Source organism: Micromonospora sp. FIMYZ51, assembly GCF_038246755.1.
In the GTDB taxonomy this organism is placed as follows: Bacteria; Actinomycetota; Actinomycetes; order Mycobacteriales; family Micromonosporaceae; genus Micromonospora.
On sequence record NZ_CP134706.1, the window covers coordinates 3295473 to 3310355 of the forward strand.

12 protein-coding genes are annotated in these 14883 nt (G+C 71.0%); 9 read left to right on the forward strand and 3 right to left on the reverse strand.

Annotation, left to right across the window (positions count from 1 at the left end; all coding sequences use genetic code 11):
* Positions 1-2 precede the first annotated feature (2 nt).
* The 6 genes from QQG74_RS14940 to QQG74_RS14965 all read left to right on the forward strand — a co-directional run bounded on the left by QQG74_RS14940 (position 3) and on the right by QQG74_RS14965 (position 7153).
* Entirely contained in the window at positions 3-1241 is a 1239-nt protein-coding gene (locus QQG74_RS14940) for an amidohydrolase family protein (RefSeq protein ID WP_341720890.1), read from the forward strand.
* Positions 1238-2911: a DUF885 domain-containing protein gene (locus tag QQG74_RS14945; protein ID WP_341720891.1), complete on the forward strand. Its 1674-nt coding sequence runs from the start codon at positions 1238-1240 to the stop codon at positions 2909-2911. Before QQG74_RS14940 ends, QQG74_RS14945 begins: the two co-directional genes overlap by 4 nt.
* Positions 2912-2915: 4 nt before the next feature.
* Positions 2916-3290, forward strand: coding sequence for a nuclear transport factor 2 family protein (locus QQG74_RS14950; RefSeq protein ID WP_341720892.1), 375 nt, complete (start codon positions 2916-2918; stop codon positions 3288-3290).
* A complete protein-coding gene (locus QQG74_RS14955; protein WP_341720893.1) occupies positions 3287-3631 on the forward strand; it encodes a TIGR04076 family protein in 345 nt (114 codons plus the stop codon). The genes QQG74_RS14950 and QQG74_RS14955 overlap by 4 nt, the downstream gene beginning before the upstream one ends.
* The gene (locus QQG74_RS14960) at positions 3628-4614 is read left to right on the forward strand and encodes an LLM class flavin-dependent oxidoreductase (protein ID WP_341720894.1); all 987 of its coding nucleotides are present in this window, start codon (positions 3628-3630) and stop codon (positions 4612-4614) included. The genes QQG74_RS14955 and QQG74_RS14960 overlap by 4 nt, the downstream gene beginning before the upstream one ends.
* Before the next feature lie 172 nt (positions 4615-4786).
* Positions 4787-7153, forward strand: coding sequence for a tetratricopeptide repeat protein (locus QQG74_RS14965; protein ID WP_341720895.1), 2367 nt, complete (start codon positions 4787-4789; stop codon positions 7151-7153).
* Positions 7154-7298: 145 nt separating this feature from the next.
* Here the strand turns inward: QQG74_RS14965 and QQG74_RS14970 are convergent, their stop codons facing one another.
* The gene (locus QQG74_RS14970; RefSeq protein ID WP_341720896.1) at positions 7299-10100 is read right to left on the reverse strand and encodes a M36 family metallopeptidase; all 2802 of its coding nucleotides are present in this window, start codon (positions 10098-10100) and stop codon (positions 7299-7301) included.
* A 273-nt stretch (positions 10101-10373) separates the two neighbouring features.
* Here QQG74_RS14970 and QQG74_RS14975 point away from each other — a divergent pair, with 273 nt between their 5' ends.
* The gene (locus QQG74_RS14975; RefSeq protein WP_341720897.1) at positions 10374-10928 is read left to right on the forward strand and encodes an SRPBCC family protein; all 555 of its coding nucleotides are present in this window, start codon (positions 10374-10376) and stop codon (positions 10926-10928) included.
* Here QQG74_RS14975 and QQG74_RS14980 read toward each other — a convergent pair.
* Complete coding sequence (locus tag QQG74_RS14980) at positions 10903-11475, reverse strand: DinB family protein (RefSeq protein ID WP_341720898.1); 573 nt, start codon at positions 11473-11475, stop codon at positions 10903-10905. The genes QQG74_RS14975 and QQG74_RS14980 overlap by 26 nt on opposite strands.
* A gap of 186 nt (positions 11476-11661) precedes the next feature.
* On the opposite strand from QQG74_RS14980, the gene QQG74_RS14985 reads away from it, so the two are divergent.
* Together QQG74_RS14985 and QQG74_RS14990 are read left to right on the forward strand one after the other, a co-directional pair.
* Positions 11662-12339: a hypothetical protein gene (locus QQG74_RS14985; protein ID WP_341720899.1), complete on the forward strand. Its 678-nt coding sequence runs from the start codon at positions 11662-11664 to the stop codon at positions 12337-12339.
* Positions 12340-12461: 122 nt separating this feature from the next.
* The gene (locus QQG74_RS14990) at positions 12462-12812 is read left to right on the forward strand and encodes a CU044_2847 family protein (protein WP_341720900.1); all 351 of its coding nucleotides are present in this window, start codon (positions 12462-12464) and stop codon (positions 12810-12812) included.
* Here QQG74_RS14990 and QQG74_RS14995 read toward each other — a convergent pair.
* Positions 12769-14736: a peptide deformylase gene (locus tag QQG74_RS14995; RefSeq protein ID WP_341720901.1), complete on the reverse strand. Its 1968-nt coding sequence runs from the start codon at positions 14734-14736 to the stop codon at positions 12769-12771. The two genes, QQG74_RS14990 and QQG74_RS14995, sit on opposite strands and share 44 nt — an antisense overlap.
* Positions 14737-14883 lie beyond the last annotated feature (147 nt).

Sequence of the window (14883 nt, forward strand, 5' to 3'; positions counted from 1 at the left end):
CTATGCACACCGCCACCGAACAGGTTCTGGTCAACCTCGCCCTCTACGACGGCGTCGCCGACCACCTCCAACCCGACCGGGGCGTCTGGGTCGGTGCCGACGGGCTGATCCGCGCCGTCGGCCCGGTCGACGACGTACTCGCCGAGGCCGGCGACGTCCGGGTGGTCGACCTCGGCGGTGACGTGGTCATGCCGGGCCTGACCAACATGCACGTGCACCTCTCCCTCGGCCTGCCCGGCCACCTCGCCGACACGGTGCACCGGTCCAACCTGGCCGAACTGGTGCTGCTGATGGCCGACTCCGCGCGGCGCACCCTGCACGCCGGGGTCACCACCGCCCGGCTGGTCGGCGAGGGCCGCTACGCCGACTTCGCGCTGCGCAAGGGCATCGAGGCCGGCGCGGTGGACGGACCCCGGATCTTCACCGCCGGGCACGCGCTCTGCTGCACCGGCGGCCACGGCTGGGAGGCCGACGCGCTGGAGGCCGACGGCGCGGACGGGTTCCGGCAGCTCACCCGGGCGCAGATCCGGGCCGGCGCCGACCTGATCAAGGTATGCATCTCCGGCGGCATCGCCGGCCAGTACGAGGCGATCGACACCCCGCAGCTGCTCGACGACGAGATGGCCGCCGTCATCCGGGTCGCCCACGACTGGGGACGCAAGGTCACCGCGCACGCCGGCCCGGCCGACACCGTACGCCGGGCGGTGGAACTGGGCCTGGACTGCGTCGAGCACGGCTACGAGCTGACCGACGAGGTCACCCGGCTGATGGCCGCCAAGGGCGTCTGGTACGTGCCGACAATCGTGGTCAGCCGCTGCGAGCAGTTCTTCCGCGACTCCGGCGTACCGGGCTGGCTGATGGAACGGGCCCTGGGCGCCGGGCCCCGGCACTGGGAGAGCCTCCAGCACGCCATCCGCAACGGCGTACCGATCGCCCTGGGCAGCGACATGCCGCCGCACGCCGGCTACGACGAGACCACCGCCACCGTCCGCGAGCTGGAGTTCATGGTGGACGCCGGCATGCCGGTCGCGGACGCCCTGAAGGCCGCCACCATCCGGCCCGCCGAATGGCTCGACCAGGCCGACCGGCTGGGCAGCGTCGAGGTCGGCAAGCACGCCGACCTGCTGGTGCTGCGCGACGACCCGACCCGGTCGGTTTCCGCGCTGCGCACCCTGCACCTGGTGATGAAGGGCGGCGTCGTCTATCGCGACGACCACGGTCGCGTCCGGGCACCCCGATGACCGGGATCACCCAGGTCGCCGACGACTACCTCGCCGCGCTCGCCGAACTCGACCCGCAGGCCGCCGAGGCGGCCGGGCGTACCGCACAGTCGCAGCTGACGGACCTGTCACCCGAAGGCTTCGACGCCCGCGCCGAGCTGGCCCGTGGCACGGCGACCGCCGTCGCCACGGCCACCGCGCACTCGCCGGCCGAACGCGCGCTCGCCGGTGCCCTGGCCGACCGGCTGGCCAGCGAGGTCGCGCTGCACGACACCGGCTTCACCCCCCGCCTGCTGGCGCCGCTGGCCACCCCGGTCCACCTGGCCCGGCAGGTCTTCGACAACCTGCCCCGGCGCAGCGCCGACGACTGGGCGGACGTCGCCGCCCACCTGCACCGGCTACCCGCCACCCTCGCCCAGTACGCCGCCACCCTGCGCCGCGCTGCGCAGCGTGGGCAACTGGTCGCCCGCCGGCAGGTGCTTGTCGTCGCCGAACAGTGCGCGAGCTGGGTCGGCAACGACTACTACGGTCGGCTCGTCGCCGGCTACCCGGGCGGGCCGCTCGCCGACCGGTTGGCCGAGGGCGCCCGGCTGGCCACCGCCGCCACCGCCGGCTTCGCCGCCTTCCTGCGTACCGACCTGGCCCCCGCCGCGTCCGAGGTGGACGGTGTCGGTCGGGAGCTGTACCAGGTCACCGCCCGCGCGTTCCTCGGCGCCACCGTGGACCTCGACGAGCTGTACACGTACGGCTGGGCGGAGCTGGAGCGCACCGCCGCCGAGCTGCGTACGGTGGCGGCCGAGTGCGGCCACCCGGACGTGCCGGCGGCGCGGACGGCGCTGGACGCGGACCCGGCCGGCCGGGTGCCGGTCGGCCCGCCGCTTCAGCAGTGGCTCCGACGGCGCACCGCCCTGCTCACCGACATCCTCGACGGCACCCACTTCGACCTTCCGACGGCCACCCGGCACGTCGAGTGCCGGATCAGCCCGACCGCCTCCGGTGTCATGTACTACACCCCGCCGGACGCGGCGCTTACCCGGCCCGGCACGATCTGGTGGTCGGTGCCGCCGGGCGAGTCGACCGTGCCGGTATGGCGGCACGTCGGCACGCTGTGCCACGAGGGACTGCCCGGCCACCACCTGCAACACGCCATCACCCTCACCCTGGCCGAGCTGCACCCGTGGCAGCGCACCCTCTGCCACGTGCACGGGTACGCCGAGGGGTGGGCGCACTACGCCGAGCGGCTCGCCGACGAGCTCGATCTCTACTCCGGCCCCGCCGAACGGCTCGGCATGCTCGACGGCCAGATGTGGCGGGCCGCCCGCGTCGTCATCGACCTCGGCCTGCACCTCGACCTGCCGATCCCGGCCGGCAACGGGTTCACCGACGCCCCCCGCTGGACGCCCGAGGTCGCCGTGGAACTGCTCACCCGGGTCGCCGGCCTGGACGCGGCGACCGCCCGCTTCGAGGTCGACCGGTACCTCGGCTGGCCGGCCCAGGCCCTGGCCTTCAAGGTCGGGGCGCGGCTGTGGCAGCAGACCCGCCGCGACGCCGAACTGCGCGCCGGTGCCGCGTTCGACCGCAAACGGTTCCACCACACCGCGCTGGCGCTCGGGCCGATGGGCCTGGATCCGTTGCGCGCCCGCCTCGCCGAGACGTTCCGACCCACCACCCGTGACCTCGACCGGAAGTGACCCGATGAGCATCGACGAACTCACCGCCACCATCAGTGGCATGTACCGATCGCTTGGCGACCGGCCCGCCTTCGACGCCCATTTGCACCCCGACCTGACCATCTGGGAGTCCGACGCCGATCAACTGCTTTCCGGCCTGGCGGCGCTTGACGAACTGCGCGACCGGCGGGCCGCCGACGCGCCGGGCCCGGCCCCGGCCGAGGTGGCCCCGGAACAGTTCCGCGTCGACGCCTGGGGCGACACCGGCCTGGTCCGGTACGTGCTGCGTGCCCGCCACGGCGACGACCGCCCGGACGTCTGCTTCCGGGTCACCGACGTGCTGCGCCGCACGGACCACGGTTGGCGCATCGTCCACCACCACGCGGAGGCCGTCCGATGAGCGAGCACAGTGGACCCGACGCCGACCAGCCCACCACCGACGTCTACGACCTGCGGGTGGTGGTGGAGCGCATCGAGGGCCGTTCGGTGTGCGGCATGAAGGTGGGCGACCACCTCGACCTGACCGAGTCCTGCCGGCTCAGCATCCCGGCCGGCCAGCACTTCTGCATGTACGCGCTGGCCGCGTGCCTGCCGCTGCTGCCGGCCAAGCAGCGGGCGCTGGCCGAGGGGGACTGGATGGCCCGGGACAGCCACGTGGCCTGCCCCGACCCGGACGAGCGGGTGATCATGCGGATCGAACGCACCGGCCGCCGGCAGATCCCCACCGAGGAGTTGACGTGAACGGCGACCGGCTGGTCGGCATCGGCCTGCAATCGGACAAGTCCGCCGACGAGTACGCCGAGTTGGCCGAGTTGGCCGAGCGGCACGGCTTCGACGTGCTGTCGGTCTTCGGCGACCTGATGTACCAGCCGCCGATCTTCCCGCTGCTGGTGGCCGCCCGGCACACCCGCCGCATCCGGCTCGGCGCGGCCTGCCTCAACCCGTTCACCCTGCACCCGGTCGAGGTCGCCGGTCAGGTGGCCGCCCTCGACCTGGCCTCGCACGGCCGGGCGTACCTCGGGCTGGCCCGGGGCACCTGGCTGCAACAGATCGGCGTGCCGCAGGCCCGGCCGCTGCGGCGCATCGCCGAGACGGTGCAGGTCGTCCGGCGGCTGCTCGCCGGTGACAGCGGCGGATTCGAGGGCCGGGAGTTCACCGTCGCGCCCGGCACCACGCTGCGCTACACCCCGGTCCGTCCGGACGTACCGGTGCTGGTCGGCACCTGGGGGCAGCAGACGGCACGCTCCGCCGCCGCGTACGCCAGCGAGGTCAAGGTCGGCGGGTCGGCGAACCCGGGAATGGCCAAGACGATGCGCGCCTGGCTGGACGAGGCGGCCGGGCACGACACCGGGGTCGTGCTCGGTGCGGTCACTGTCGTGGACACCGACGGCGCGCTGGCCCGCCGGGTGGCCCGCACCGAGGTGGCCATGTACCTCGCGGTGGTCGCCGCCCTCGATCCCACCGTCGAGCTGGACCCGGAGCTGCTGGCCCGGATCCAGGAGCACGTCGCCCGGCGGGAGGACGACGCGGCCGGTGCGCTGATCGGTGACGACCTGCTCGACCTGTTCGCCTTCTCCGGCACGCCCGAGCAGGTCGCCGCGCAGGCCGCCGCCGTGTTCGACGCCGGAGCCAGCCGGGTGGAGTTCGGCACCCCGCACGGCCTCACCCCGTACCAGGGCATCGACCTGATCGGTCGGCGGGTGCTGCCGCTGCTGCGGGGTTGATCCACTCGACGGCCGATCGGCGGTGCCGTGCGGCCGCCAGCCCCCCCGTTCCACCTGGCGGCCGCACGGGAACCAGCTGACCGCGCTCGCGGTCGGCACTCGCGAACTCCAAACGAATCCGGATGAGACGCCGGCACCCCGATTGGCTATCGTTGCGCCCCGTGAGGGTGCCATGAAGCCGCCGAAGCCCGCCGGGGCGGCCGAGGAGCCGCCTGATCCGGGGACGGCCCGCAGTCTCCCCGAGTTGATCGAGTGCCTGCGGGCGCTCAAGATCTGGGCCGGTGACCCCTCGTTCGAGGCGATCACCCGACGGGTGAACGCGCGCTGGCGAGCCGACGGCCGTCCGGACGACGAGCTGGCGCGCCGGGGCACGGTCGTCGACTGTTTCAAGAACAGCCGCCGCCGGATCAACACCGACCTCGTGCTCGCGGTGGTCCAGGCGATGCACGACGAGACGGGCTACCTCGCGCACTGGCGGCAGGCACTTCGGGTCAGCCTCGCCGAGACGACGGCAGCAGCCCAGGTACGCGTACTGGACCACCTCCCCGACGACGTGCCCGCCTTCATCGGCCGGGATGCCGAGACGGCACACCTGCGGCGACTCGCCACGATGTCGGTAGGTGCCGAGACCGGTGGTGGTCCGGTCGTCTGTGTGCTCGCCGGCATGGCGGGCATCGGCAAGACGCAGCTCGCGGTGCACATTTGTCAGTTGCTGGTCGCCGAGGGGCGCGTCGACACGACGTTCTTCGTCGACCTGCGCGGCTTCCACGCCGATCCGGGGCAGCCCCCGGCCGAACCCGCCGCGGTGCTGGACGGCTTCCTGCGCCTGCTCGGCGTCTCCGGTCACGAGATCCCACACGGGCTCGCGGCCCGGGCGGCGCTGTTCCGTGCCCGCCTCGCGGGTCGCCGCGCGCTTGTCGTCCTCGACAACGCGGCAAGCGCCGAACAGGTACGTCCGCTTCTGCCGGACGGCAGAACCCTGACCCTGGTCACCTCCCGCCGCCGACTCGCCGAGCTGGACCCCGAGCAGCACCTGGACCTCGACCTGTTCACCGCGACCGAGGCCGAACAGTTGCTGGTCCGGTCGGTGCCCGGGGTCACGGTGGGCGCGGATCCGTCCGCGCACCAACGGGTCGCGCTGCGCTGCGGCCACCTGCCGCTGGCACTCAGCGTGGTCGCCGGTCAGATGGCGGCCCGACCCGGCTGGACGGTCACCGACCACGCCGACCGGCTGGACGAACGCCATCAGCACCGCCGGCTCGACACCGGTGTGGAGATCGCGCTGCACCTGTCGTACCAGAACCTGCCCGAGCAGCGGCAGACCCTGCTGCGGCGGATGGCCGGGCATCCCGGCCCGGACCTCGACGTGCACGCCTGCGCGGCACTGCTCGACACCGACCCGGACAGCGCCGGCGCACACCTGCGCCAACTCGGCGCCGAGTACCTCGTCCAGCAGCCCGTCGCCGGCCGGTACAAGCTGCACGACCTGGTGGGCGCGTACGCGGGGGAGCGGGCCTGGGAGGAGGACCGGCCGGCGGACCGACGCGCTGCCCTGACCCGGCTGTTCGATCACTACCTGTTCACTGCGGCAACGGCCATGGACGCGTTGTACCCGGCGGAACGGCACCGTCGACCGGTCCTACCGTCGCCGATCCCGGTCGGCCTGCTGCTTGACGACCCCAAGGCCGCGCTGCACTGGTTGGACGCGGAGCGGATGACGCTTGTGGCGGTCTGCCGGTACGCGGCCCGTAACGACTGGCCGGAGCACGCGGTGCGGCTGGCCGGCATCCTTTCCTCCTATCTCGACAACGGCGGATACCCGGCCGACACGCTGACCGTGCACACCGAGGCCCGGCACGCCGCCGGGCTGCTCGGCGACGGCACCGCCGAAGCCAACGCGCTGACGAACGTGGCCGTCGCCTACTGCCACCAGGGCGACTTCGCGCAGGCGAGCGGCTGTCTCGAAGCTGCCCTGCCGTTGTTCCGGCGCGCTGACGACCTCCGTGGCGAGGCCCGGGTGCTGGGCAACCTGGGCGTGGTCCAGAGCATGGCCGGGCAGCACGAGACTTCGGCCACCTACCACCTTCAGGCCCTTGATCGTTTCATCCGGATCGAGGACCGGGTGGGTGAGGCGAACACCCTGGCCAACCTCAGCGAGGTGAACGTACGACTGGAGCGTCCCGAGGCAGCGATCGAGCAGCTCCAGCGCGCCCTGGCCATCTTCCGTGACCTGAGGCACGGCGGCGGCGAGGCGACCGCACTCAACAATCTGGGTGACGCGTATGTCCTGTTGGGCCGGTACGCGGACGCCGTGCGACATTACGAGCTGGCCCTCACGCTCTTCCGCGAGTTGGGCGAACGCTACGGGGAGTGTTGCGTACTGAACGGGCTGGGCGAGGCCCTCGGCGGACAGCAGCATCGCGCGGAGGCCATCGCCCACCACACCGAAGCCCTGGCCCTGGCCACCGAGATCGGTCGGCCGGAGCAGCAGGCCCGCGCCCGCGCCGCCCTGGCCCGCCTGACCGGGCCGGTGCACTGACCGGGCCGGTGCACTGACCGGGCCGGCTCACTGACCGGGCCGGCTCACTGACCGGGCCGGCTCACTGACCGGGGCGGTGCAGCCGATCGGCGATGCGCGAGGGTGGCTCCCGGGGAGGTCCCCGGGAGCCACCGGGGATCACGGGTCAGCCGGTGAACGTGAAGTAGGCGCGGTGCTGGAACCCGTTGTCGAGGGTCAGCACGAACTCACGACAGGTACCGGCCCAGCTCTTGTCGGTCTTCCAGCCGAAGTGGTACTGGCCCTTCTTGTCGCCGGAGAGCCGCGACTTGCCGGGGCTGTCCGCCGGGACCGGGATCGGTCGCGGCGTGACCGAACCATCGGGGTTGACCGTCAGCAGCGTGTCGCAGTCGACCAGCCGGGAGTAGGGCGAACCGCTGGCCAGGATGTCCAGCCCCCGGTACTTCGGCAGCTGGAACTTCATCGGTACGGCGCTACCGGCCTTCGCCGTGTTCAGGCCGGGCTGCGCGGTACGACCGAGGAAGTCGGCCCGGCAGGACGGGTGGGTGTCGAACGCCTCGGTGTTGTCGTCGCGGTTGGTGGTGCCCTGCACCGCGCTGTAGCCGAGCCCACGGCGGGCGAACGAGGCCCACAGCGTGCAGGAGTTCTCCCCACCGGTCAGCGCGGCGTCGGCGGCGATGATGGCGTCGCGGCCGACCACGAAACCGGGGCCGCAACCCTGCAACTTCAACCCGTCCATCACCAGCTGCATGGCGAGGTTGTTGCCGCCGCTGCTCCAGCCGTCGTACACGTTCGGGTTGAGGCCGTGCCGGTCGATGAGGTCCCAGGTCATGTCCCAGAGCACGGCGGCCCAGCCGTGGCCGATGCCGTGCGGGGCGGCCAGCGAGGTGCCGTTGAGCCAGCCACCGGTCTTGATGCTGTCGTAGGTGAAGGGCTGGATCTCCATGTTCCGGGAGTAGGGACGCGGACGCAGGCCGGCACCGCTACGGTCGTCCTGGTAGAGGATGTACGGCACCAGGCCGCGCGAACCCTCGGCGCTGTCCAGCTTCGGGTCGAGCAGCGTGGTGATCGCGAAGAAGTCGCTCCAGCCCTCACCCATCTGCTCGTTGCCGCTGAGGCAGTTGATGCCCGGTCCACCGGTGAGCCGGTTGGAGATGCCGTGGCCGTACTCGTGGATGACGATCCCGGCGTCGAGGTCGCCGTCGCGCATGCCCGGGTGGTCGGGGTGCTTGCGCAGCGAGCCGGTGCCGGTGCCGGCCGCGATCGCGGCCTTGATGGCGTCCCCGTCGGCCTGGGTGACCGCCACCGCCGGGATGGTGACCGGCGCGGTGGTCATGGCACCGGTAAGCACCGGTGCGGCCCCGGCGGCGTTGTGCGCGACCACCACCGCGTCGGCGCCGAGCGACTCGGCGACCTGGGTACGCAGCAGGTACGTGCAGGCCGTGGTGCCACCGTCGACCACGGCGATCCAGCCGCCGGTCGGCAGCGTGCCCGGGTAGGCGGCCACGTCGCAGCCGGTGCCGGCGTACACGAACTGGTGGTTGGACAGGCCGGCCGTGGTGACCGCCGGGCTGAACCGCGCCCAGCTGGCGTCGAACGAGCCGACCCCCGCCAGGACGACCTGGTTCTGGGCGCCGAACTGGTTACCGGGCCACAGGTACATCTGCATCCGGGGAGTGCCCACCCCGTCGACGGCGGGGGTGGAGAAGTTGGCGTTGTTCGTGCCGCCGCCGTCGGCCGCCTCGGCCCGGACGTAGTCACCGCCGACGCCGCCCCGACCGTAGTTGTTTGCCTGGAAGTTGCCCGACGCCTCGTCGAAGCCGTACCGGTAGGAGACGTCGTGGATGATGTTGTTCCAGTAGAACAGGTTGGCGGTCGCCGCGTCCCGGTAGTTCTGCGGGTTCTCCCGCAGGTCGAGCGGGAAGTTGAAGGTAAGCGACGGCCCGCCGTCCGGGCTGCTGCCGAAGTCCGGCGCGTTGTTGTTGTCCTGGTCCTGGTAGGCGTGCACGTTGTTGCCCTGAGTGGTGGTGAACTCGGGGCCGGCCACGCCGTCGGTGTCGTGCCAGCCGTACGGCGAGGCGAGCCCGTCCGCCGGGTTGGTGACCAGGCGGCGGGGGCCGTCGTTCGGGCTCTCCGTCGGGTAGCCGTAAACCTGGTAGCTGGAGCCGTCGTCGACCGGGTTCGGCGAGCCCAGCTTCTTGCCGTGCCCGTGCCCGTGCCCGTGATCGTGGCGGTGCGCCAGGCTCCGGCCGGACACCTGCCCCAACGTCGTGGCCAGCTCGTCCACGTTCTCCTGGGTGGTCCAGTCGTCGGCGTCGAGCAGGTCGCCGGTCTGCGCGTCGACCGTGGCGTTCCACAGGTGCACGTCGGAGGAATCGTCGATGACCAGCTGCCAGGCCAGGCGCAGCCCGTCGCCGGTCGGGTGCCAGCCCAGCTTGGCCGGGATCGGCTGGTCGGAGATGCCGCTGCCGCTTACCACTGTGGACTGCGCGGCCCCGGCGGCGCGGCTCATCACCCGGGGGCTGCGCACATCGGCCAGGTCGAGTGCGTCGGCTGCCGCCTCGACCGCGTCGACCGCGTCGAGGTCGGCGCTGCCGGAGGTCGCGCCGGACAGGCCGGTGACCAGGGTGTCACCGACGAAGACGACGCTGCCGTCCCGGGCCACGTTGACTGTGGCGACGGCCCCGAAGACCTCCAGGTCCTTGTGCCGTTGGGCCAGGTTGACGTGGGTCACGCCGGTGTGCCGGCTGGTGTAGCTGGAGAGCACGGCGAGGTCGGCCAGGTCGGCTGCGGTCACGTCGTACCGGTCCGGGTTGGCCCGCAGGTAGCTGGTGGCGATCTCCTCCGGGGATCCGCTGTTCGGGCCGGTCAGAAAGAGCGGGTTCGACCTGGCGGGTTCCTCGGTGGCGGCGGCGGGCTGGGCGGTGAGCGTGGTGAGGGACGCGACGAGCGTCGTGGACAGCAGCACCGCGGCATTGCGACGGAGCCTGGAACGATGGACTTGTCGGGGCACTTCTGCTCCTTTGGGGGTTGAAAGGACAGCATGGAGCGCCGATCCACGACCGCCGCGCCGGCCCGTCACGGTGCGTCCGCGACGTTCGTCCGACCATCACGATCTGTGGTCATCGGTCGATGTGGATCACGTAGAAGCTACGGCGCGGCTGGCTGAACGGTCAATCATTTCGATGTTTCGTTGCGGATGGTCGTCCTTGCCCTGGCCCGCAACGTGGCAGGATGAGGCGTGCCCGAGCCACACCAGGCGCCGATCGCCTTCGAGACCAGCTGTGTCGTCGCGGCGTCGCTGGACGAGGTGCACCGCCACCTGAGCGACCCGAACAGCTACATCGGACTGTCGCCGCTTATCGTCGCGGTGCGCGACGTGCGGCCCGGCCGGGACGCGCAGGGGCGGGCGATCGTCGACTACCTCGCCGTCGAACGGTTCCGGCTGTTCGGCCCGGTGCGCTGGGACAACGTGATCCGGGTACGCCTGACCCCGCAGCCGCCCGACCGGCTGGTCAGCGACGTACGCAGCCCGGGATGGGTGCGCCTGCGCGCGGTGGTGGAGTTGGCCGCCGTGGCGGACGGCACCCAGGTGCGGGAGCAGATCACCGCCTTCGCGCCCGCCCCGCTGCGACGGTTCGTGGCCGCCCAGGCCCGCCAGGCCGCAGCACACCGAGCCACCGAATTACCCCACCGAATACCCCCACCCCCACCCCCACCCCCACCTGACCCCCACCCCCACCCCACCGTTGATCATGAGGTTGGCGGCACTAGTCGATCTTCAAAGTGCCGCTAACCTCATGATCAACAGGGTGGGAATGGGGGTGGGAGTTGTGGAGTAGGCGGAGCTGGCCGATCTCGGCGACGTTCTTCATCAGTTCGGCGTTCACCCACGCGAGCAGGTGCCCGACGGTGTGCTGCGGGTCGCGCGGCCACGGGAACGGCGCGACCGCGTCGAGGTCGGCCTCGGTGAGCCGATCCAGTACGGTGAGCCACTCCGCCCGCAGTTCGCGCAGCCAGGCGATGGTGGCCTCGCCGTCGCCGGGCCAGTGGACCTCGGTGCGGTCCCGGGGCGGCCGATCCTGGAGGTGGTCGGTGGCGACACTCCACCACCAGCCGAGGTGCCAGGTCAGCCAGGCGATCGTGGGCACCGGGACCGGATCGGGTTCGGTGTCGGCCCAGTCCGGCACCCACCGACCGGTCGGGTCCGGGCGGACCGTCCAGGAATGCCCGGCAGGCTCCCAACGGAACTGCGCCGGCTGCAACCGGTCCAGGTGGTATTCGAACAACGACCAGGTCAGCTCGAACTGCCAGCGCAGCAGCTCACGACGAGTGACGGACATCGGATGATCCTTACAGTCGGTCGGCGTACCGGGCGACCGGTTATCGGCTTCGCCTGGGCCGGAGCCCGAGGGACCGCCCTTTCGTTGATTGCGATCGAAGTTCGGGCGAGACATGTGTAAGCATCGACGTGTGGCGGTGCAAGGGTTAGGCTCCGAGTCCGTACAGTCTTCGATGCGAGGGGTGTCATGTCCCGTCGAACCGGCCGGCCCTCCCATCTGTCGACCTCGTCGGCCCGGTCGGGACGTCCGCCGGCCCGGACCATCGCGGTGGGCGTGGTGGCGGCGCTGGTCGTGGGTCTGCTCGGCGGGTTGGTCGGATACGCCGTGGGGCGGCCGGACGCGACCGAGTCCAGCATCGAACAACTGCGGGAAGCGGACGCCAAGCGCGACGCGCAGCAGATCACCGAACTGACCGATCTGGCCCGCCGGACCGGGGAGGAACTCGGGCCGATCCTGGTCGCCATCAGGCAGGACGCGGAAGCCGGGCGCGCCCCCGAGGCGACTCGGGTCGGTCAGTGGCAACAGACCATGCGCCAACTGAGCGCGCAGTTCGCCGACCCGCCGTCGGGGATGACCGCGACCAACGTCGCCCGTGGCGGGCTGCGCAGCGCAGTGGAACAGGGCGCCGTCGCCGTCGACGCGGTCGCCCTGGCCATTGGTGGTCCCGTCGACGGGCGGGCGGAGCAGCTGACGCTGGCGGCGCGGCAGGCGGCACTCGCCGCGACCACCTGGTCGGTGGCGGCAACGCAACTCGACCAGATCAACATCGATGCCGGCAACGGCCATCAGCACGTGCACCTCGACGGCGATGGCGCGGAAGGCGCCCTGACCCCCGACGGTGCGGCGGAAGGCTCCGGTGGCTGACCGCGACGCTGCGGTGGTTGATCCGCCCGGGCGACCCTGATCCGTTCGGCCGATTCGCATCGTTGAATGCGCCGGGCAGACTACTGGTTCCCCTGCCGTCATCGACAGTGAGGCGCTGCGTGATGACCACCATGCTGCTGAAGGTGCCGGTCACCGAGGATGGCGAGGAGTACTTCGAGGTCGAGGTGGACCGCCGGCACGTCGAGGCGATCACGCTCGCGGCGGGGCGGAGCCGGGGCGGTGCCTGGTCGACCACCGCACTGAGTGCGGCGATGGCGAAGGCGTTGCCGGCGTTGCGGATGGTCGCGCACGGGGTGCGCTCCGCCGCCGCGCCGGACGAGATAAGCGTCGAGGTGGGGCTGGCGGTCGGCGGCGAGACCGGCTTGATCTTCACGAAGGGCACCATGGAGGCGACCTTCACGCTGAGCCTCACCTGGCGGGGTGGTGGTGATTCCGCTCCGCCCGCCAGGTGAGGTGAGCTGGTGGGGTCGGCATGTTGATGCGATGCTCCGCCCGTAGTTGCCGGTACTGGTGCATGTCGATCGGCGACTCATCTTCGGGCATCCGGTCGGTGTCGGAGTAGATCTTGCCGTTGAGGTGGTCGATCTCGTGTGCCACGCTGCGGGCCAGGCCGCCGGTCAGCTCGTCGTCCCGAGTCTCGCCGAACCCGTTCTGGTAGCGCACGCGTAGGCCCCAGGGCCGCTTGACGATGCCGCGTACGTCGAAGAAGCTCAGGCATCCCTCGAAGTCGCGGGCCTCCTGCTCGCTCTGGTCCGCCACCACCGGGTTTACCAGTTCCAGGTAGTCCGTCGAGTCGGGCACCTTCACGATCGCGATCGCGTACGCCATGCCGAGCTGCGGTGCCGCGATCCCCATGCCCACCTCCGGCCGAAAAGCGTGGTACCGGTTGACCCAGCCGGCGACCCGCCGCAGGTGGGCGAGGATTCGCTGGGCCAGGAGGCGATCGTTCTCGGACCGGAAGTCGATGCTGCGGGTCTTTGCCGGCAGGTTGGACTGCTCCCGTCCGCGTGCCGGGTCGCGTACCTGAAGGATGCCGAACTGGCGCATGACGCTTGCCGCGTCCTCGGCCTCAGCGCTGTCCGGAATCCGCTGCCAGAAGAACCAGTCGAGCCGGATGCGGCGCTCCTCGGCCAGACTCTCCTCCTCCGCCGTGCGATCCCAGGAGTAGACGGTGTGGTCGCCCTCCACCCGCACCTGAACGCCGGTCAGGGGCTCCAGGGAGGTCTCGGACGGCAGTGACGTCACGCCCCAGCATTCCGGCTCCAGTTCGGTGGGCAGGTGCGCCTCGACGGAGAGACGATCGGTGTTCGGCTTGATATTGCGCTTGTACCACTGTCCCCACATCTGGTCGCTTACCCGGTACTGATAATCGATCGTGGCCTGCCGGCCCGGAGTCAGTAGCTGGTCACCCGGAAAACAGAGGTCGAAAGTGATCTCCTCGTGCCTTACCTTTGTTGCTTTGACGTCCATTCGTAGAACTTCCACGTCGAGTACGCACCACGCGTGCAGATCGATGTCTCGAACGGGATTGCCGACACTGAGTGGGTGTTTGGCATGATGCCGCAGGTTGCGGACCGCCTCGTCGTTGAGAAAGCGCGCCACGGAAACCTTGATCTCGTATTTGGCGCGGGGCGTACCGCCGCCGTGCAGGAGAATCCGCCGTTGTCGTAGCGTGTAATGGGTGCCGTCGTAGTGCACCTCACCGTGATCGTGCAACAACGTCAGGCCGGGCCGTGTCGTGGCCGTGGCGGCCAGCGCCCTTTCCAGCAGCGTGCCGTCGAGCACGAGCACTTCCGCCGAGTCGTCCGTGGTGATCGCCTGGAGCATCCCGAGCACCGCTGACGTGCTGGGTTCCCAGACCGGACCACCACTGAAGCCGGGCTGTACGCGAAAGACCCGGTGCACCACCTCGTCGACCTGCAAGCGGTGCTTGCCGACGGCACCGAGCAGCCGGCCCTGCACGTGTCGTCCCAGTGTCCGGCCGTGTCCCGGCCCCCACATCTGCACCAGTGTGTCGTGGCGGCTCTTCAGGTGTGCGCCGATTCGCAGCGGCACCGCGCCGCTGCTGGACACCGTCTCGCCGAGGCGGAGGACCGCCACGTCCTCGACGTCGAAGTCCTCCCCGGTCGGCAGCCAGGCCGCCACCTCCGCGCTGCGTTCGATCCAACTGTTCGCTGGCCCGAGTAACGCGAAATGCAACCGAATCCGGGTGCTTTTCGCCACCGGCTCCGACTGGCGTGGTGCCCGTCCGAGTGCCGCGTTGACAACATGCGCGCAGGTGAGCATCATTCGTTCACCCACAAGGAACGCCAAGCCGACCCGCTCGCCTTCCGGCCGATCGAGCACAAAAGCGATCGACTGTTCGACGTGGTGCATCAGCCAGACCTCCGTGCGCAACGGGAGGCCATACTATAGGCCGCCCCGGCAACCGGGCTATCGGCGTCGGGCGACCCGCCGAGCGGGAATTGCTCAGCATGGTCGTTGCGGACACGTGGCGATCCCGGTTGACGCGGTAGGACATTG